Origin of the sequence: Mesorhizobium sp. M8A.F.Ca.ET.021.01.1.1 (genome assembly GCF_003998025.1) — a bacterium.
GTDB lineage: Bacteria > Pseudomonadota > Alphaproteobacteria > Rhizobiales > Rhizobiaceae > Mesorhizobium.
Genome location: NZ_RZSJ01000081.1, coordinates 1 through 15,650, shown reverse-complemented (window position 1 = coordinate 15,650; position 15,650 = coordinate 1). Strand labels below are relative to the sequence as shown.

Genomic DNA, 15,650 nt, shown 5'->3' with positions numbered 1-15,650 from the left:
ATTCTGCGCGGCGCACTTCAACTCGCGTGTGTCCTCGATGATGACGACGCGATCGGCTCCCTTCGCGACCTCGGCGAGCAGGGCATTGGTGAGGGTCGTCTTGCCGGTGGATGTGCCGCCGGCGACAAGGATGTTTGCGCGAGCACTGACGGCGCTGCGAAGCGCGTCGGCCTGCTCGGCGGTCATGATGTCTGCAGTGACGTAATCTTCGAGCGTAAAGACCGCGACGGCGGGTTTGCGTATTGCGAAGGCCGGCGCGGCAACGACCGGCGGAAGAAGCCCTTCGAAGCGTTCGCCGGTATCCGGCAACTCGGCCGAAACGCGCGGCGAGCGCGCATGCACCTCCGCGCCGACATGATGGGCGACAAGGCGGACGATGCGCTCGCCATCGGCGGCCGACAGCACCTCTCCCGTATCGGCAAGACCTTCGGAGAGCCGGTCCACCCAGATGCGGCCATCCGGGTTCAGCATCACTTCGACGATGACGGCATCGTCCAGTAACCGGGTGATGGCGGTTCCGAGCGCTGTCCGGAGCATACGCGAGGTGCGCGCGCGTCCTTCCATATTGTGATGCGATGCCGCCATCGGTGTCCCCGGTTTTTCGGCAGGGACAACTCAGACGCCCCTGTCGGGGATGATTAAAAGAGCCGGATTCTGGATCGCTTCAACAAGTATGTTGAGCCGTAGTGGCGTGGCGTACAAATACAGGAGAACGGCGGCGCCGCTGGCGCCTGGCTTCGATGCGAGGACGCTCCGCGATCGATGCGCGAACTCGGAAGGCTGTTGGACCTGGCTTAACTGTGAACATCGTTGCCGGGCGTTCATACGCGATTGCGTATATCATTTTTTTATACGTGACCGCGTATATTCTAAAAATATACGTGACCGCGTATATTGACCGAATATACGCGAGCCCGTATGCTAACGCCTGGAGGCCGCCATGACCGATCAGATCGCCCGCAACGAAAAACAACTCGCAGCCATCCTGCGTCGTGCCCGCAAGCAGGCCGGCCTCACGCAAGGGGCGCTTGGCGATCAGATCCACTTGCGCCAGGGCACGGTATCGCGCCTTGAAGCCGGAGAGCCGGCTGTGCAGCTTCGTACAGTGATGGCGGCACTCTCCGCCCTCGGCCTTGAGCTCGTCATTCGCACGCGCAGCAAAGGCAGCTCCGCTGACGTCGAGGACCTGTTCTGATGGCGCGGCGATCGGCCCACACGCCACTGAATGTCTTGCTGAACGGGCGCCTGGTGGGCGTTTTGCGCAGAGCATCCACGGGCGCGATAGACTTCCAATACGCCCGCGAATGGCTGGACTGGCGCGGCACCTTCCCGGTCTCACTCTCGCTTCCTTTGCGGGAAGATCGCTATATCGGCGCGCCTGTGATCAACGTTTTCGACAACCTGCTTCCCGACAATGACGCCATCCGCAAGCGTGTTGCCGAACGCGTCGGCGCTGATGGCACGGACGCCTACAGCATGCTCGCAGCGGTCGGGCATGATTGCGTCGGCGCGCTACAGTTCCTGCCTGACGGCATCGATCCCGGCATTCCAGGCGGCATCAACGGCAAGCCAGTCTCCAACGAGGACATCGCCGGGATAATTGAAAACCTTGCCACTGCTCCTCTCGGTCTCGGCGAGGACGAGGATTTCCGCATCTCGATTGCGGGCGCCCAGGAAAAAACCGCGCTGCTGCGCAAGGATGGGGGCTGGTTCAAGCCGATCGGAACGGCTGCGACCACCCATATTCTGAAACCACAGATCGGCCAGTTGCCGAACGGTATCGACCTCTCCCATAGTGTTGAGAACGAGTATCTGTGCCTCAAGCTGCTCCAGGCCTTCGGCGTTCCCGCCGCTCAGGCAGAGACCGCTGATTTCGGGGGGCGCCCCACCCTGATCGTCGAGCGTTTCGACCGGCTGTGGGCTCGCGATGGCCGCCTTTTGCGCCTGCCGCAAGAGGACATCTGTCAGGCGCTGTCGGTGCCGCCCACACGCAAGTATCAATCCGAAGGCGGCCCCGGCATCCCTGAGATTGTCGCGCTTTTGAGGGGCAGTGACACGCCCGAGGAAGACATCACCGTCTTCATGCGCGCCAGCGTTTTGTTCTGGCTGATTGGCGCTACCGATGGCCACGCCAAGAATTTCAGTATCTTTCTGAGCCCTGGCGGGCGGTTCCGTATGACGCCCCTCTATGACGTACTGACGGCACAGCCCAGCTTTGATGCCGGACAGATCCCTCGAAGAAAATTCAAGTTGGCGATGTCGGTCGGCACGAGCCGGCATTATTCGGTCCATGAGATCATGCCCCGCCACTTCATGCAGACCGCCGACATTGCCGGCGTGGGTACACCTGTCATACGCGGAATTTTCGAGGACATTGCTGGAAACGTGGAGAAGCAGGCCGAGATCGTGATCTCCTCATTGCAGCCTGGCTTTCCCGAGCAGGTTGTCGAGTCAGTCAGATTGGCTATAGGCAAGCGCGCAAGTCTTCTCGCCGACGCAAATTGACCATGGTCTGCTGATCATCATCGTCATCGGCCCGCATCGCTATCGTCGCACTGCCAATCATCGCCATCACCATGGCGAAGATCGCCATCGGCCTTATCGTATTCCGCCCTCGTCGATCGGATTGATATCCTCCGAAATTTCCTGCCGTAGCTTCGGCCCCTTCGCCAGCCGCCGGCCCAGGGCGGTGACGAAGGCTTCGTAGCGTTCAGCCGCCTTGGCACGCGCCGCCTGTGCCGCTGGCTCCGGCAAGGCCGGTGTGGTCGCCAACCAGAAGCGGACGAACACGGCCAAGGTCTCAACCGCGATGCCTATATCGCGTTCCTGCCTGGCCAGACGCCGATCGACCTGATCCAGGCGCTTGGCGATCGCGGCCTCGCGACGCTCATCCGCATCGGGCGAGAGGAACGAAGCGATCGCGGCTTCGGCTATCATGGACTGGGATTGATCGCGTCGCGCCGCATAGTCCTGAAGCATCGTCATGACGGGCGGATCGAGATAGACGGAGATCTGAACTTTCTTCTTGCGGCCGGTCATGGCGGCTACAACTCCATGCCATCGTCGGGGTCCAGGGAAACCTGCCGCGCCACACCCTCTACAAGGCGGGCAAGGCGTCGATTGGCGACAGCGTCATCGTCGCCATCATCGATCTCGATCTCGATCTCGAACTCGTTCTCGATCGAGGCCGTCTTCTCGACTGGCGGCGCGCGATTGAGTTCGGGTTGTTGGCGCTGCTCTGATCCAGTCGGATCTTCATCGTCCTGTCGCGGCGAGCCTGGGGGAGCGGCGGCCTCGTGGCCGGCCAGGACCGGCAGCAGGCTCCAATCATCAAGTTGCCCCCCTTCTTGACGGACCAGTTCAGGTGGCGGCAGGACGCGCTCCTGGAAGCGAACATCCTCATAGTAGCGCGCCTTCTTCGCCCGGATCGGCGGCACACCCGCTACCATCACGATCTCGTCGCTTGGTGGAAGCTGCATGACCTCGCCAGGGGTGAGCAACTGACGAGCTGTCTCTTGCCGCGACACCATGAGATGTCCGAGCCAGGGCGACAGCCGGTGGCCGGCATAGTTCTTCATTGCCCGCATCTCGGTTGCCGTACCGAGCGCGTCGGACACACGTTTGGCAGTCCTTTCATCGTTTGAGGCAAAGCTCACGCGCACATGACAATTGTCGAGGATCGAATTGTTTGGCCCGTAAGCCTTTTCGATCTGGTTCAGCGACTGCGCGATCAGGAAGCTCTTTAGCCGATAGCCAGCCATGAAGGCCAAGGCGGACTCGAAGAAGTCGAGACGGCCGAGCGCTGGAAACTCATCCAGCATAAGCAGCAATCGGTGGCGGCTGGTCTTTGTGTGCAGGTCCTCGGTTAGCCGACGCCCGATCTGATTGAGGATAAGGCGAATGAGTGGTTTGGTCCGATTGATGTCGGACGGTGGCACGACCAGGTAGAGCGTCGCCGGCCGTTTGCCGCCGACGATGTCGGCGATCCGCCAGTCGCAGCGCCGCGTCACCTCGGCGACGACGGGATCGCGATAGAGGCCGAGGAAGGACATTGCGGTGGACAGCACGCCCGAGCGTTCGTTGTCGGATTTGTTGAGCAGTTCGCGCGCAGCACTGGCGATGACCGGGTGCGGGCCGGTTTCGCTGAGATGCGCGGTTTTCATCATTGCTGAAAGCGTCGACTCGATCGGCCGCCTTGGATCGGAGAGGAAGGCGGCAACGCCGGCCAGCGTCTTGTCCTTCTCGGCATAGAGGACGTGGAGGATCGCACCCACCAGCAGCGCGTGACTGGTCTTTTCCCAGTGATTGCGCTTTTCCAGGCTTCCTTCCGGGTCGACGAGAATGTCGGCGATGTTCTGGACGTCGCGAACCTCCCATTCGCCGCGACGGACTTCCAGCAGTGGATTGTACGCCGACGATCTTGAATTGGTCGGATCAAAGAGCAGCACGCGACCATGCAGAGCGCGAAAGCCGGCGGTGAGCTGCCAGTTCTCACCCTTGATGTCGTGGACGATCGCCGAGCCTGGCCAGGTTAGCAGCGAAGGCACCACCAGGCCGACCCCCTTGCCAGACCGGGTCGGAGCGAAGCACAGCACATGCTCGGGCCCGTCATGGCGCAGGTAGTGGCGATCGTGGCGCCCGAGCACGACACCTTCGGCGCCGAGCAACCCGGCAGCCTCCACCTCCCTCCTTTCGGCCCATCGCGCCGACCCATAGGTCTGGACGTTCTTGGCTTCGCGTGCACGCCACACAGACATGCCGATCGCAACAATGATCGACAGGAAGCCGCCGGACACCGCGATCAATCCGCCTTCCACGAAGATGTCCGGGGCGTAGGCGTCGTAAAAATACCACCACCAGAATAGCGCTGGCGGATAGTAGACGGGCAAGCCGGCGAGCTCAAACCAAGGCGGGCCTAACTGCGCCTGGAAGCCAAGGCGCCATGCCGTCCATTGCGTCGCCATCCAGATCGTCACCAGGACGATCAGGAAGATACTGAGTATCTGGCCCCAGAGTATCTTCGTCGCGGACATGGAGGTCCTCTCTCGTGTTGTCAGAGACCGAGCCCGCGTTTGCGAGCAAAGCTCCAGTCAATGCCGCCGTCACTGCGGGCGACACCGGAGACATGCCGGCCAAGATGGTTTTCGAGCGAGGGTGACCAAGGCACCAGCTGGAAGCCGAGGCCGTCGTCGAGCATGGCAAAGCGACCAGAGGCGAGCGCGAAGCGCTGGCGGTATATTCCGGCGACATGGTCGCCGCTGGCGGCACGGTTGAAGGGCCGCCCAGCCTCGGCCGCGAGCCTCTCACCAACCCGTTCGAGTTCGCGGCGCCGTAGCGTCTCGATCAGGTTGCTGGTGAAAACAACCCGCCCACCTATACGCTGCGCAAGGCCTTCGCTGATCAGATGATCGGCCCGCTGTTCCATAGCTTGACGAACCTCGGCACCGAAGCCACCGATGCTCAAGGCGGCAGGCGCGCGCGCGATGGCCTGCCGGTCGAGCCAGGTCGCTCCCGCTGCCGTGATCTGCTCATGCACACCAAGATCGGAGCGAACGGCGAGCGCGACACGACGCCGGCCGCCCGCATCTTCGAAGCGGCGCAATTCGACGACCGACCCTGGCGGGCCGTCGCCAGTTGCCTCGAGACCGCCAAGTCTGATGTGATGCGTGCGTCCGTCGACAGCGTCGACTACGGCATAGGCAGTGCCGGTCAGTTCGTCGTCGAGACCGCGATCAAGCAACCGCCCGACAATGGGCGTATCGAGGCTTTCGGCGGCCAAGACATAACTGCTCGAACCGCGCTCGATCCCTTGTTCGGTCAACGCGCGATGCATTCGCTTTATGATGTCGCCACGCTCGCCGAGCTCCCGCAGGGTAGGCTCGGCCCTATCGTCGATCACCCATTGGCCTGGAGCAACCTGATCGGCAAGACCGAGGGCTTCGAGCTTGCGCAGGCGACCGACCTTATGCACGTGATACTCGTCGGGCCGCCTATGGGCACTTGCGGCAAGATCGATGACGCCGGTGCGCGACATGTCACGGACCAGCTGACGGTCAAGCTGGGTCCAGCGTTCTGCTTCGATCTGCCGCTGCAGATTGCGGCGGACGTCGAGATCGGCGCGGGGCCCGAGTTCCTGGGTAACAAGATCGGCGGCTCGGGCTCGCATCCCTTCCTTGATGTAGTCGCGTGAGATGACGAGATCCTGCGCGTCATCTGTGCGTCCACGCAGGATGACGTGGATATGGGGGTTGTCGGTGTTCCAGTGGTCCGCCGCGACCCAATCGAGCTTCGTGCCGATATCTTTCTCCATCTGCCCCATGAGGTCGCGCGTGAAGGATCTGAGATCCGACATCTCCGGAGCGTCCTCTGGCGAGACGATGAAGCGGAAATGGTGTCGATCGCTCCCGCAGCGCTCGGCGAACACCTTGACGTCCGCATCGTCCGTTCCCGGGCCGAACATGCGGGCCTTTTGCCCTTCACGGGTGACACCCTCACGTTGCAGGTAGGAGAGGTGTACGGTCAGCGGCACAGCACCCGCGGAGTGACGAACGACACGGGTTTTGATGACAGTGACGCGAGAGCGGCTGGTCAGCAGGCGGTTGGCCCGGATGTTGGCGACCTGGCCCCGGCCGAAGCGCGATCGGTTACCGGGGCTGATTTGACCGGTGCGGGAGATGCTTCCGCCGGCTTTTTTCGCCGCCGCCAGTGCCTGTGCGATGAACGGCCGCAAAGCCTGATCGCGGTTGGAACGAATGCGCCCGGGTCGAAGGCGAAGCTCGTGCTCATCGGCCATGTTCCTATCCCGCAACGTGGAAAAGAAGATGCCGATACAATGTCTTGGGCGTGCGACGCACATTGCGCGGAATTGCTGCAATGTGCGCATGGCGCCTGAAAATCCTCAAAAACCAACCGACCGGCCGGCACACAATGTGCGGGCTTTTATCTAGCCATCCCTCGGTCGTGTTGCCTGCATCTCCCCCCTCCGTACGCCATGGCCCGCTGGAGCACGAAATGGTGCGAAGCGCGTTGATGACGCTCATGGAGCGGACCTTTCCCTCACTTGCGGTGCGAACAGACCGGTCGATGGCGGCGTAGCGTCGGCCAATCCTTCCGTCGGCATGGCCTTTGAAGGATCATCGCGGAAACGCCTCAACTGCATCGAACCATCCTCCGGCTTGCTTATTGCCTGCGCGGCGAAGAGCGAAGCGTACCTCCAGCCGTGCTGTGCTGGGGATGCCGGACTGAGAGCTTTCGGTGCACCGTCGTTGAGTATGGCGGATGCGACGACGGCGACGTAAGCGCTGGTCTCCCGAGGCAGCCGCCTGCCCTGCAGCGACGCCTCGTAGCGTCCCGGGCCGGCATTATAGGCAGCAATCCAGCCGGGCGATCCGTAGCGATCAACCAGCTCGCGGATATAGGCCGAGCCCGCGATGATATTATCGTGCGGATCATAGGGATCGGGGCCAAGTCGATAACGCGCGCGCAGGTCGGACCAGGTATCGGGCACAATCTGCATCAGACCCATGGCACCCTTGCGCGATGTGGCCGGTTGTTCGCCGGCGCTCTCGGCGCCAAGGACGGCGCGGATCCAGCCCGGCGGAAGGCGGAAGCGGCGCGCCGCCTCCGCTATGTGGGTGTCGTAGAGACCGCGCGCCGTCGGCGTGCCTAATGGGCACTGCGCCGGTGCAGTCGCGGGAACGACGCATGTGAAGCAGAGCCCGGCAAGTACAAACACAGCTGAACGTCGTGTAGCGCGAGGCAACGCGGGCGTTCCCAACTGGCTCGTCGGCCGGCGGCGCGCCAACATCGCCTAGTCCTTCTCCACGCGGTCACGCAGACGCGACCACTGCAAAGACCAGGACTTTTTGTCGGCGCCGTTTTGGAACAGATAGGCGCGGATCGGCTGCGCGAAAGTCGGGTCGTCTATCTGCAGTGATACGAACTCTCCCGCCTTTTCGCTGGAGTGTTTCCAACCGGCGCCGATCGCGATGCAGTCTTCGCCGCCAGCTTGCACAAGGTAGTCGGGCGCATTGTCTGTCTCGTTCGCTTCGGCCGCGACGATCGCAATCTCGAGGTTGAGACTGAGCGTGCGGATTCGTCCCGAATACCCGGTCTGATGGCTTATGAACTCACCGATCTGTGGCATTTCCTGTCTCCTGTCTTTGATGTCTGCGGTGACGATCAGACGGCACGGAGGACGCCGCCGGTGGCGCGCTCACCGCGCTGTCGCACGCCATTGGAAGTGGCCGCCGCCCTGCTCGTCCGTCCACAGCGGAACGGCGCGGCCGATGATGTGATCTGTGGTAAGGAAGCCGAAGTAGCGTCCGTCGAAGCTGTCGCGGACGTGGCTGTTCATCAGGAAAACGGCGCCGGCGGGAATGCGCCGGCAGCCCTGCCAATCCGGCAGGTCGCGACCGTTGCGATCGTGTTTGAGCGCGGTACCGACGTCAGTGCCACTAACTGAAATGACCAGCTCTTTGCGGCACACGGTTTGGCCTGAAACCGCAAGGATGTGCTTGATGAGCGGCACGCGCTTTGGCAGATAGCCGCGGTCGGCAAGCAATGTTGCGAGCGGTTCGGGCGGCTCGACGGCAACGAGATCGTTCGCCGAAAACGGCACGCCGCCGTCGATCAGGTACAGGCCAATTGGCGTGCTGGCTGAAGCATTCCAGATGAACCTCGGCGACACCTCGGTGAACGCGGGACAGAGCATGGCCGTGATCGCCAGTGCCGTCGCGAGGACGATCGCGTGCCGCGTCATGGCTGGACCCGCCGCCGGAGCAAGTGGGCGCGGTGAATATCCAACGTATAGGCGCGTGGCTCCTGTCCCGCCGTCAATCGGTTGTGGACATGCCGCCAATGATCAGCCGAGACCGCTTCCGGATCGATGCCGAGTTGCTCGATCCGGTCGATCATCTGCAACACCCGCTCCACCTTGGGCCAGCCGTCAGACCTGAGCAGGATGTCGCCGCCGGGTCGCACGAAAGGCAGCGTCTGGTGTGCTTCGCCCTCAGCGACAACGCGCACGATATCGACGCGGGAAATGATCGTGCCGAAGTCGTTCGCGGCCCAGCGAACGAAGGCAAAGACAGTGCGTGGGCGAAACGAGACAACGCGCCGGTGGCGGTCGAGAATCTTCTCCTGGGCGACCGAACCGAAGCGGATCCAGTACTCGATCTTCTTTTCGACCCACGTCAATTCGACGTGGGTCAAGCCGTCATCGCCCATCGCGCCGATCACCGATCGGCCTGAACGGAAGTCAACGACAGTGCCCATTGCTTGTCTCCTGATTTCGCGGGGAAGCAACCGCGGTGATGGAGTTACTGAAGTGATGCCGGCGCGGTGGACCCGCTGCGCCTTCGCGCGGGGTCAGTTCAACGCCCATACCGTCCGGCCGGCGTTGGAGCCGCTGCTGGATGGCGCTTGGCCGGAAGGACTGAGCCGCGCGGGTCCGAAGTCGAGGTAACGGCGCCACGCTCTGCCCAAGCCTGGAGATCGTCCACGGCGTAGACGACACGGCCGCCGAGTTTGCGATAGCCAGGACCAGTGCCGTAGGTACGGTGTTTCTCGAGCGTGCGGGACGACAGGCTGAGGAACTCGGCAGCTTCCTTGGTGCGTAGAAAGCGCGGCGGCAAAACGGCTAGATCTGGTCGCATGTATCGAGCCTCCCAGGGGGTTTTGAGAACCGCTGATGCTCAGCGGCGGGCAGCGACCACTGTGGCGGAAAGGCGGCTTCGCAGGGGATGAGGAAGATGGGGGGGTGCAATATTGCCACCCCGGAGCTAGGAGCGCTTCCGATGGCGCAGCAATTGCAGATAGCCGCCGGCGATCATCGCTGTTCCGCCCTTGGCGAGACCGATCACGGTGTTGCGAAGCGACGAGGTTTTCCAGGGATTGGAGACCACACGCCCCGCCCCATAGAAAGCGGTCGCGATTTCACGATAGCTGGCGCCGTTCGTGCGACCGTCGGCGGCCCGCATCATCAAGCGCAGGCGGCGCCTCTGCTGAACAGTCATTCGGGTATCGGGCGGCACGGGCCGACTGTTATGGCCGCGCCAGAAACGGACCAGAGCCTCGACCCGGCCTAAGGTCTCGGAATCCAGCGGTATCAAGGCCGCGCGGGAACAACTCGCGGCGCTACCCGGAAAGAGAAGGAGTTGCGTTGCGATCCCGCTGTCATGGATAGCGTGCGACCCCTGCGGACTGTCGTGGCGAGCACTGATCCCGGCGAGCGCCGTGGGAGGGTCGGATGACAGGAAATCGGGGGACGGCACGAGGGCCAGCACCGCGGGGTCGGCAAGAGGCGACCACAGAACGTCCTGCATCAACGCGGACAGGTCGGGACGGGCGGCGAAATCGCAACCCCCAACGTTTCTGCGCTTCCGTCGGAAAAGGTTGCGTCTCCGCTCCCGAACGGGCGAGCGCGGCGTAGAGGCGCTGATATGAATTCCAACGGCGCAGGCATTCCCAGGCCAATCCTTCGACTGGTAAGCTGTCGAAGAAGTCGTAGCTGGTGTTATCCCGCCAACGTGACGTATCCGGCTTCATCGTGCGTTCTCATCAGGCTGCAAGTGCGCCCGAATCGATTCCGGGTGATTGCGATTGGCGGAAGACCACGGATGGGCATCGGGTGATGCTTCTTCGGCATCACCGGGCGACAATGTTCGCTAGGTGTCGGTCTTGCGCAGGAGCTGACGGTAGCCAGTTCGTGTCATCCAGCGCGCCCGCGCCAGATGGCTGTCATGAACCTGTCGGGCCCGCCGCGGCTCCTCTTTCGGATCGATCCCGAAGAGGATCTTGACTACCTCCCGCCAATCGGCGCCGTCGGCGTCGGCGTCAAACAAGCGCATGTAGAGCTTGATGTGGCGGCGATCATAGTCGGTGAGTTCTTCCCCCGTTGGCGCGGTGTCGTCAAAGGGCTCAATCATATTGTGTTCCCCACGGCGAGGCGAAAAAACAACTCTTACAGATGTCACGGTGGCCACGGAGGCCGCTTTGCGAGCATCACACGATGCTATCTCGGCATCGCCGCCTTGGGCCTCAGCAGCTTTCGTCAGGTGAGGTTCCGCCCGGATGGTCCGGGCGGAACTTCTGATCGGCGTCCCTATTCTGCGTTGCGGCGGCTCGGGCGGGACCAGATCAGGCTGTAGCCCTCACCGTCCTCGTCATTGAAGAGGTTGGCGAAGATCGGGGCGGTGAAGCTTGGATCGTCGAGCTTGAGCCCCAGATAGTCGCGGCCTTCGTTGGACTGCTTGGACCAGGCGGCGCCGATATCGGCGCGGCCGACAAAGACGCGGTGGCTGGGGGCGTTTTCGCCGTTGGCGCGGGTTTCGGGGACGATGCGGACGCCGCGGGCCTGGACGCTGAGGGTGACGATTTCTCCAGTGAACTCGTTGTTGCCGGACTTCTTGAAGGTGCCGATGGTAGCCATGGTAGTTCTCCTTGATCCTGTCTGCTTCGAGCCGCACCATTGCGGTCTCGATGGTGGTCGCAAGGCGGAAGGCGATCGCCGGCGCACCAGGGCCGAAGCGAAGCGGAGGACGGTACGGAAGCGACTTTGTTGTTGCGCGAGGAATGACGGCGCAGCCGGCAGGGGAAGAAAGTCGCGACGTGCCGTTGCGTCACAGGCGACCGAGGCGAAGCCGTTCTTCGGACCAGAAACACCAGTCGAAGAGACCGCTATCGGTGTGCTCGCCGCGACAGGACTTTATCCAGGAGAGTTGGCGGTCCTGGGCACCTACCCTATCCGGCCACAGACGTCACAGGTGGTCGAGGTCGTTTTGCCACGGCTTGAGCGTGTGCAGCACCAAACCTGTTCAACATGGCAAAGTCACGGGAGCGATTGATTTCGGCGGCCTCCCAGACGTCGCGGGGCGGTCGCGGCTCTAACGACTATGCTAACTGGTGCCCGGCTTAGACATGCCGCTCGACGCCAACGCTCGTCTGCACTGAAACCGAGGCTTGGAGTTGATTGCCATCGCCCGAAAAACCGCGGCGAAATTGGAATGCCTCGCACGATGTTGCAGATGTGAGCACTCAAATCTAACGTTCTCACGCGAGTGCCTATTCATCTCGCCAGACCACGCGGCGCACGAATTTGATTCCAACCAAGCGCCGAAAGCGAACTTTGACCGCCTCCTCACCGACGAGGTGGAGCAATTCTGCGTCAATGCTTTCGCTCATGCGGCACTTCTGGCATGTCATCTTCCCTCGCAGCGCTTCGACCGGCACGTTGCCATAGATCTCTCTCAGCTCGGCGGGCTTGAAGTACCGCTTGATATTGCAGTGCCGACAGCGAATAAGCACAACCTGACCGGCGTTGTGAGCATGCATGAGGGTCCACGGCGCGCCTTTGTGCCATCGTTCGGGTTGCTCGGGCATATCGGGAAATGAGGAACATATTCCTCGCCAGTCAAGGGGCTCTTGACTCTTTGTTCTCATTTTGTTCACTGTTGGCCAGATAGGCACAGGAGGGGAGCTATGAAGCTCCGCTTGGAAATAAAAGGCGCCTCGCCGGCAGAACAGCAGCGCGGCATCAGCGCTGCGGACGCTTTTTTTGTCGCGACGGGAATTTCTGCCCAGCGGGCTGCCGATGGTATGTTTGCGCTGGAGGGTTGGGATGACGCCAGTTCCTGGAAAGCAGCGAGCCAACACCGCGGACGAGGACCGCGCAGCGAGCGTTTGGATGCAAACAAAGCCGAAATCGCCGCGTGCTGTGCCGACTGGCCAGCCGACGCCGTGCCGGAAAACTAGCTGTTCCTTGAATTGGTAGATTGATGAGGGACGAACCAATCAGGCTTGCCGAAGGCGTGACGGTAGCGCCGCGGGATCGCGGGCATATCGAAAACCATGTTTGTGAGCACGCCGGCCAGGCAATGGCGCACCATTCGGGTTCGCCCGGCCGCGACAAACATCGCACTGGTTCTGCCTGGCCCACCGCGGCGATGGCGACCGGTACCTTTGAAGGAGAAAGACCATGCCAGATAAACCGCCGTACATGCCGACAGGCATTGGGATGGGCATATTGGTCGACGATGAAGCCAAGGTCGGTGTTCTGATATTTCATACGGCGCAAGGTACGTTCGACTTCGCCATCAATCTCCAGGCGGTGGACGTCCTAACCAAAGCGCTCAACAAGATCGAAATGCATCTCCATTCGGACAAGGCGCACTGAATGTCCGACCCCTCCCAGAAGAAGCCAAAGCTCATCGTTGTCGTCGCGTTCGACCGCGCCGAGGACGGAGAATTATTCACGGCCTATGGCCCGACTGACCAGCAGAGCGAGGATCGCGCTGTGAGAACGGCCAAGGCGCTAGCATGGCAACATGTAGGAGTCATCGCATGGAGCCGCGATGCAGACCCGGCGCTTGGCGATTATGGTCCACCTACGACACTATTCGTGAGCGGCGATGTTCCAGACATGGAGTAGACGCCACCACCGGACCGAGCATCACGAGCTTTCTGGACGCACGGTTTCCGCCGAGAGCGATCCCGCCGGAAGCGGCCGCAAAAGCTCCGCCTCCGGCTTCGTCAAATTAATCCAGGCCGCCCAATTCTCAGGCCGAAGCACCACGACCTGGCGATTGTGGTAAGGCGCGATATCCGGTCCGGGGTCGGTCGTCAGCATCGTGAACGTGGGCGGCTTATTGCCCGTCCCTTCGCGCCACAGCCCGGCAATGGCCATGAATCGCGAGCCGTTGAGCGTGAACCTATGCTTCGCCTTCGGATATTTCGTGCCAGTGAATTCGAAGAACGCTGACGCCGGAATCAGGCAGCGTTTGCTATTGCCGAATTGCCGCCCTTCAGAACGGAAATTGAACACAGGCCCGCCCTTTGGACCGCTCGGCGGAAATCCGAACGTCATCGAGGCCAATTCCATAGTGTCGCCTGCGGCGCGCACTACGGGTGCGGGATCATTGATGCGGATATCATCCGCCTGTGGCAAATCGAGGTCGGATTGACGTGTCGAGATTTTAAGCGCCAACGACGCCATCATCCGGCAATATTCAGCCCAAGCGACGTGTTGTTCATAATCATTGCACATGAAAGGCTCCGGACTGACGATCCTCACTCTAGGGCAAGCAGACCCGGGGTGAAAAGTGCCGGCACTCAACCGAAGGCGGCCCGTTCAACCAGGACGTCTGCGTCCCTCCCGGCGCTCTGGCCGTCTGAGCCCTGCGGCCAGTCGAATTCTACCCGGTGGGCTGTCGAGGCTCGCCGCCGCTGTCCTAGACTTCGTCTGTGCGAACTGCACCGGCCCTTCCGAGCAGTCGGTTCCTCGACAAGGTTGGCCGACCGACCGCTCACTTGACACTCTGCCTCGTCGTTGTCCTCTTCCTCACCTGCCCTCGCCCTTCCGGCGCGCGCAAGCTGCCAGCGTCCTCTTTTCAAACCAAACAAGGGCGTACAAAGCGGAAGGATCGAAATGCCCGCCAGTGGGACCGAGCCATTTCGGTGCTGGAGAAAGCTCGTGGCCCTGAGACCGGTTCAAAAGGGCGGCCGTAGGAGCATCAGTATAGCGCCGCCGCCAGGCGGGATGCGGGACCGACAGCCCCCGGCGAAGGGCGCCATATCGAGACTTATGTCACCCTGGCGAACTCTAACATCGTTCTTTGCGGTTGGCGGTGAGCCGCCATGGAGCGAGGCGGCATTGCTGCGAACAGCGATCCTGCAATATCAAAGTTGTTGAAAATATCGGCAGGCTGGACATGAGCAGAGAGCCGCAACCGCCACATTCCTAGCAAGTGGCATGGCTTCATCCCGCGTACGGGTCGATTTCACGGACGATCTCCGAGTCATCACCGTCGTATTCGGCAACTGGCATGACCGCGAGCGTGCCGTCGCCGGCGCGGAAGATGACGATGCTGACCATGAGGCTGGTGGCAAGGCTGAAGGCAAAGGCGTTGGCTTGTGCGAGAGACATCTTCCGGCTCCTGTTAGGAGGCGGGGATCGCTCCCCGCGTGACAGGCGCCCCATGTGTCCGGCCGAAGGCCGCAATCACCGTGGAGGCGAAGTCGAAACGGCGGCACGCTTTGCGTAGTCCGACCCTTTACGGGTTGATGGCATCAGGCCCTCGGCCCGGAGCAAGGAATCGCGCCATGAACGAGGAAAGCGATCCCCACTTCCAAACAGGAGCCGGCGAGACGAAATCCAAGCTCACGACCTTGCATTCGGGGCAGCCATACCGGGAAGGACCATCGCCGGACGTTGTCTAGGGCGACCGGTCGGAAAGGGACCGCTCCTTTGCCGTTGGCAGGAGGCGACGCCTCATGAGGCGCCCAATTTCATGACCGGGATGCCGAGCCCGCGCGCCTTGTCGACGAGGTTGTCCTGGATGCCCGTGCCTGGAAAATGGACGACACCGATTGGCATCGTGTCGAGGATGGCGTCATTGCGTCTGAAGGGGGCGGCCTTGGCGTGCCTTGTCCAGTCGGGTTTGAAGGCGATTTGTGGCACCTTGCGATTGTATGCCCATTTGGATGCGATCAACTCCGCACCGCGGGGCGATCCGCCATGGAGCAGAACCATATCCGGATGTTTGGCATGCACCTGGTCGAGTTTCGTCCAGATGAGGCGGTGGTCATTGAAATCGAGCCCGCCAGTAAGGGCGACCTTCGGGCCGGGAGGCAAGAGTGCCTGGCTGTCTGCG

At 61.9% G+C, this 15,650-nt stretch carries 22 protein-coding genes; 6 read left to right on the top strand and 16 right to left on the bottom strand.

The genetic code is table 11. From position 1 onward, the window contains the following. On the bottom strand, window positions 1-585 hold a 585-nt coding region (locus EOA36_RS09595), incomplete at its 3' end, for an ATPase, T2SS/T4P/T4SS family (RefSeq protein WP_189553159.1). A 355-nt stretch (window positions 586-940) separates the two neighbouring features. Between EOA36_RS09595 and EOA36_RS09590 the strand changes: the two genes are divergently transcribed. Both EOA36_RS09590 and EOA36_RS09585 read left to right on the top strand, forming a co-directional pair. Then, entirely contained in the window at window positions 941-1,195 is a 255-nt protein-coding gene (locus EOA36_RS09590; RefSeq protein WP_127277171.1) for a helix-turn-helix domain-containing protein, read from the top strand. After that, complete coding sequence (locus EOA36_RS09585) at window positions 1,195-2,505, top strand: type II toxin-antitoxin system HipA family toxin (protein ID WP_127277169.1); 1,311 nt, start codon at window positions 1,195-1,197, stop codon at window positions 2,503-2,505. Before EOA36_RS09590 ends, EOA36_RS09585 begins: the two co-directional genes overlap by 1 nt. Window positions 2,506-2,598: 93 nt before the next feature. Here the strand turns inward: EOA36_RS09585 and EOA36_RS09580 are convergent, their stop codons facing one another. The 12 genes from EOA36_RS09580 to EOA36_RS09525 all read right to left on the bottom strand — a co-directional run bounded on the left by EOA36_RS09580 (window position 2,599) and on the right by EOA36_RS09525 (window position 11,431). Beyond that, window positions 2,599-3,039: a CopG family transcriptional regulator gene (locus EOA36_RS09580; RefSeq protein WP_127277166.1), complete on the bottom strand. Its 441-nt coding sequence runs from the start codon at window positions 3,037-3,039 to the stop codon at window positions 2,599-2,601. A gap of 5 nt (window positions 3,040-3,044) precedes the next feature. After that, window positions 3,045-5,033 (bottom strand): conjugal transfer protein TraG, encoded by a 1,989-nt coding sequence (locus EOA36_RS09575; RefSeq protein ID WP_127277164.1) that lies wholly within the window; start codon window positions 5,031-5,033, stop codon window positions 3,045-3,047. A 20-nt stretch (window positions 5,034-5,053) separates the two neighbouring features. After that, window positions 5,054-6,793 (bottom strand): VirD2 family relaxase/mobilization nuclease, encoded by a 1,740-nt coding sequence (locus EOA36_RS09570; protein ID WP_127277162.1) that lies wholly within the window; start codon window positions 6,791-6,793, stop codon window positions 5,054-5,056. Between the two features lie 243 nt (window positions 6,794-7,036). Beyond that, window positions 7,037-7,807, bottom strand: coding sequence for a lytic transglycosylase domain-containing protein (locus EOA36_RS09565; RefSeq protein WP_127277160.1), 771 nt, complete (start codon window positions 7,805-7,807; stop codon window positions 7,037-7,039). A 3-nt stretch (window positions 7,808-7,810) separates the two neighbouring features. Continuing rightward, entirely contained in the window at window positions 7,811-8,146 is a 336-nt protein-coding gene (locus EOA36_RS09560) for a DUF736 domain-containing protein (protein ID WP_127277158.1), read from the bottom strand. A 69-nt stretch (window positions 8,147-8,215) separates the two neighbouring features. After that, window positions 8,216-8,761: a S26 family signal peptidase gene (locus tag EOA36_RS09555; RefSeq protein ID WP_127277156.1), complete on the bottom strand. Its 546-nt coding sequence runs from the start codon at window positions 8,759-8,761 to the stop codon at window positions 8,216-8,218. Then, window positions 8,758-9,228: a DUF2840 domain-containing protein gene (locus EOA36_RS09550; protein ID WP_245458500.1), complete on the bottom strand. Its 471-nt coding sequence runs from the start codon at window positions 9,226-9,228 to the stop codon at window positions 8,758-8,760. The genes EOA36_RS09555 and EOA36_RS09550 overlap by 4 nt, the downstream gene beginning before the upstream one ends. Before the next feature lie 146 nt (window positions 9,229-9,374). Next, window positions 9,375-9,656, bottom strand: coding sequence for a helix-turn-helix domain-containing protein (locus tag EOA36_RS09545; RefSeq protein ID WP_127277152.1), 282 nt, complete (start codon window positions 9,654-9,656; stop codon window positions 9,375-9,377). A 126-nt stretch (window positions 9,657-9,782) separates the two neighbouring features. Further along, window positions 9,783-10,274 carry a DUF2285 domain-containing protein gene (locus EOA36_RS09540; protein ID WP_348629805.1) on the bottom strand — a complete coding sequence of 164 codons (492 nt, stop codon included), beginning with the start codon at window positions 10,272-10,274 and terminating at the stop codon, window positions 9,783-9,785. Further along, window positions 10,177-10,548, bottom strand: coding sequence for a DUF6499 domain-containing protein (locus EOA36_RS38165; RefSeq protein WP_245464304.1), 372 nt, complete (start codon window positions 10,546-10,548; stop codon window positions 10,177-10,179). Before EOA36_RS38165 ends, EOA36_RS09540 begins: the two co-directional genes overlap by 98 nt. A 119-nt stretch (window positions 10,549-10,667) precedes the next feature. Beyond that, complete coding sequence (locus EOA36_RS09530) at window positions 10,668-10,928, bottom strand: DUF2285 domain-containing protein (RefSeq protein WP_127277148.1); 261 nt, start codon at window positions 10,926-10,928, stop codon at window positions 10,668-10,670. Window positions 10,929-11,104: 176 nt separating this feature from the next. Next, complete coding sequence (locus EOA36_RS09525) at window positions 11,105-11,431, bottom strand: DUF736 domain-containing protein (protein WP_127277146.1); 327 nt, start codon at window positions 11,429-11,431, stop codon at window positions 11,105-11,107. A gap of 536 nt (window positions 11,432-11,967) precedes the next feature. On the opposite strand from EOA36_RS09525, the gene EOA36_RS09515 reads away from it, so the two are divergent. The 4 genes from EOA36_RS09515 to EOA36_RS09500 all read left to right on the top strand — a co-directional run bounded on the left by EOA36_RS09515 (window position 11,968) and on the right by EOA36_RS09500 (window position 13,429). Next, on the top strand, window positions 11,968-12,393 hold the full coding sequence (locus EOA36_RS09515) for a hypothetical protein (RefSeq protein WP_135867602.1): 426 nt from the start codon (window positions 11,968-11,970) through the stop codon (window positions 12,391-12,393). Between the two features lie 87 nt (window positions 12,394-12,480). Next, on the top strand, window positions 12,481-12,753 hold the full coding sequence (locus tag EOA36_RS09510) for a hypothetical protein (protein ID WP_127277140.1): 273 nt from the start codon (window positions 12,481-12,483) through the stop codon (window positions 12,751-12,753). 223 nt (window positions 12,754-12,976) lie between these two features. Beyond that, complete coding sequence (locus tag EOA36_RS09505) at window positions 12,977-13,174, top strand: hypothetical protein (protein WP_127277138.1); 198 nt, start codon at window positions 12,977-12,979, stop codon at window positions 13,172-13,174. Then, window positions 13,175-13,429: a hypothetical protein gene (locus EOA36_RS09500; RefSeq protein WP_127277136.1), complete on the top strand. Its 255-nt coding sequence runs from the start codon at window positions 13,175-13,177 to the stop codon at window positions 13,427-13,429. A 21-nt stretch (window positions 13,430-13,450) separates the two neighbouring features. Here EOA36_RS09500 and EOA36_RS09495 read toward each other — a convergent pair whose 3' ends face one another. The 3 genes from EOA36_RS09495 to EOA36_RS09490 all read right to left on the bottom strand — a co-directional run. Then, complete coding sequence (locus EOA36_RS09495; protein ID WP_127277134.1) at window positions 13,451-14,044, bottom strand: SOS response-associated peptidase; 594 nt, start codon at window positions 14,042-14,044, stop codon at window positions 13,451-13,453. A gap of 711 nt (window positions 14,045-14,755) precedes the next feature. Then, window positions 14,756-14,923, bottom strand: coding sequence for a hypothetical protein (locus EOA36_RS37210; RefSeq protein WP_181167519.1), 168 nt, complete (start codon window positions 14,921-14,923; stop codon window positions 14,756-14,758). Between the two features lie 345 nt (window positions 14,924-15,268). Next, the coding region (locus EOA36_RS09490; protein ID WP_145969135.1) for a DUF2493 domain-containing protein at window positions 15,269-15,650 on the bottom strand (382 nt) is incomplete at its 5' end.

Excerpts from the sequence above, each read along its gene's own strand:
- EOA36_RS09590 (WP_127277171.1), top strand. The coding sequence starts at position 941 with ATGACCGATCAGATCGCCCGCAACGAAAAACAACTCGCAGCCATCCTG.
- EOA36_RS09585 (WP_127277169.1), top strand. The coding sequence starts at position 1,195 with ATGGCGCGGCGATCGGCCCACACGCCACTGAATGTCTTGCTGAACGGG.
- EOA36_RS09580 (WP_127277166.1), bottom strand. The coding sequence starts at position 3,039 with ATGACCGGCCGCAAGAAGAAAGTTCAGATCTCCGTCTATCTCGATCCG.
- EOA36_RS09575 (WP_127277164.1), bottom strand. The coding sequence starts at position 5,033 with ATGTCCGCGACGAAGATACTCTGGGGCCAGATACTCAGTATCTTCCTG.
- EOA36_RS09570 (WP_127277162.1), bottom strand. The coding sequence starts at position 6,793 with ATGGCCGATGAGCACGAGCTTCGCCTTCGACCCGGGCGCATTCGTTCC.
- EOA36_RS09565 (WP_127277160.1), bottom strand. The coding sequence starts at position 7,807 with ATGTTGGCGCGCCGCCGGCCGACGAGCCAGTTGGGAACGCCCGCGTTG.
- EOA36_RS09560 (WP_127277158.1), bottom strand. The coding sequence starts at position 8,146 with ATGCCACAGATCGGTGAGTTCATAAGCCATCAGACCGGGTATTCGGGA.
- EOA36_RS09555 (WP_127277156.1), bottom strand. The coding sequence starts at position 8,761 with ATGACGCGGCACGCGATCGTCCTCGCGACGGCACTGGCGATCACGGCC.
- EOA36_RS09550 (WP_245458500.1), bottom strand. The coding sequence starts at position 9,228 with ATGGGCGATGACGGCTTGACCCACGTCGAATTGACGTGGGTCGAAAAG.
- EOA36_RS09545 (WP_127277152.1), bottom strand. The coding sequence starts at position 9,656 with ATGCGACCAGATCTAGCCGTTTTGCCGCCGCGCTTTCTACGCACCAAG.
- EOA36_RS38165 (WP_245464304.1), bottom strand. The coding sequence starts at position 10,548 with ATGAAGCCGGATACGTCACGTTGGCGGGATAACACCAGCTACGACTTC.
- EOA36_RS09530 (WP_127277148.1), bottom strand. The coding sequence starts at position 10,928 with ATGATTGAGCCCTTTGACGACACCGCGCCAACGGGGGAAGAACTCACC.
- EOA36_RS09525 (WP_127277146.1), bottom strand. The coding sequence starts at position 11,431 with ATGGCTACCATCGGCACCTTCAAGAAGTCCGGCAACAACGAGTTCACT.
- EOA36_RS09510 (WP_127277140.1), top strand. The coding sequence starts at position 12,481 with ATGAAGCTCCGCTTGGAAATAAAAGGCGCCTCGCCGGCAGAACAGCAG.
- EOA36_RS09505 (WP_127277138.1), top strand. The coding sequence starts at position 12,977 with ATGCCAGATAAACCGCCGTACATGCCGACAGGCATTGGGATGGGCATA.
- EOA36_RS09500 (WP_127277136.1), top strand. The coding sequence starts at position 13,175 with ATGTCCGACCCCTCCCAGAAGAAGCCAAAGCTCATCGTTGTCGTCGCG.
- EOA36_RS09495 (WP_127277134.1), bottom strand. The coding sequence starts at position 14,044 with ATGTGCAATGATTATGAACAACACGTCGCTTGGGCTGAATATTGCCGG.
- EOA36_RS37210 (WP_181167519.1), bottom strand. The coding sequence starts at position 14,923 with ATGTCTCTCGCACAAGCCAACGCCTTTGCCTTCAGCCTTGCCACCAGC.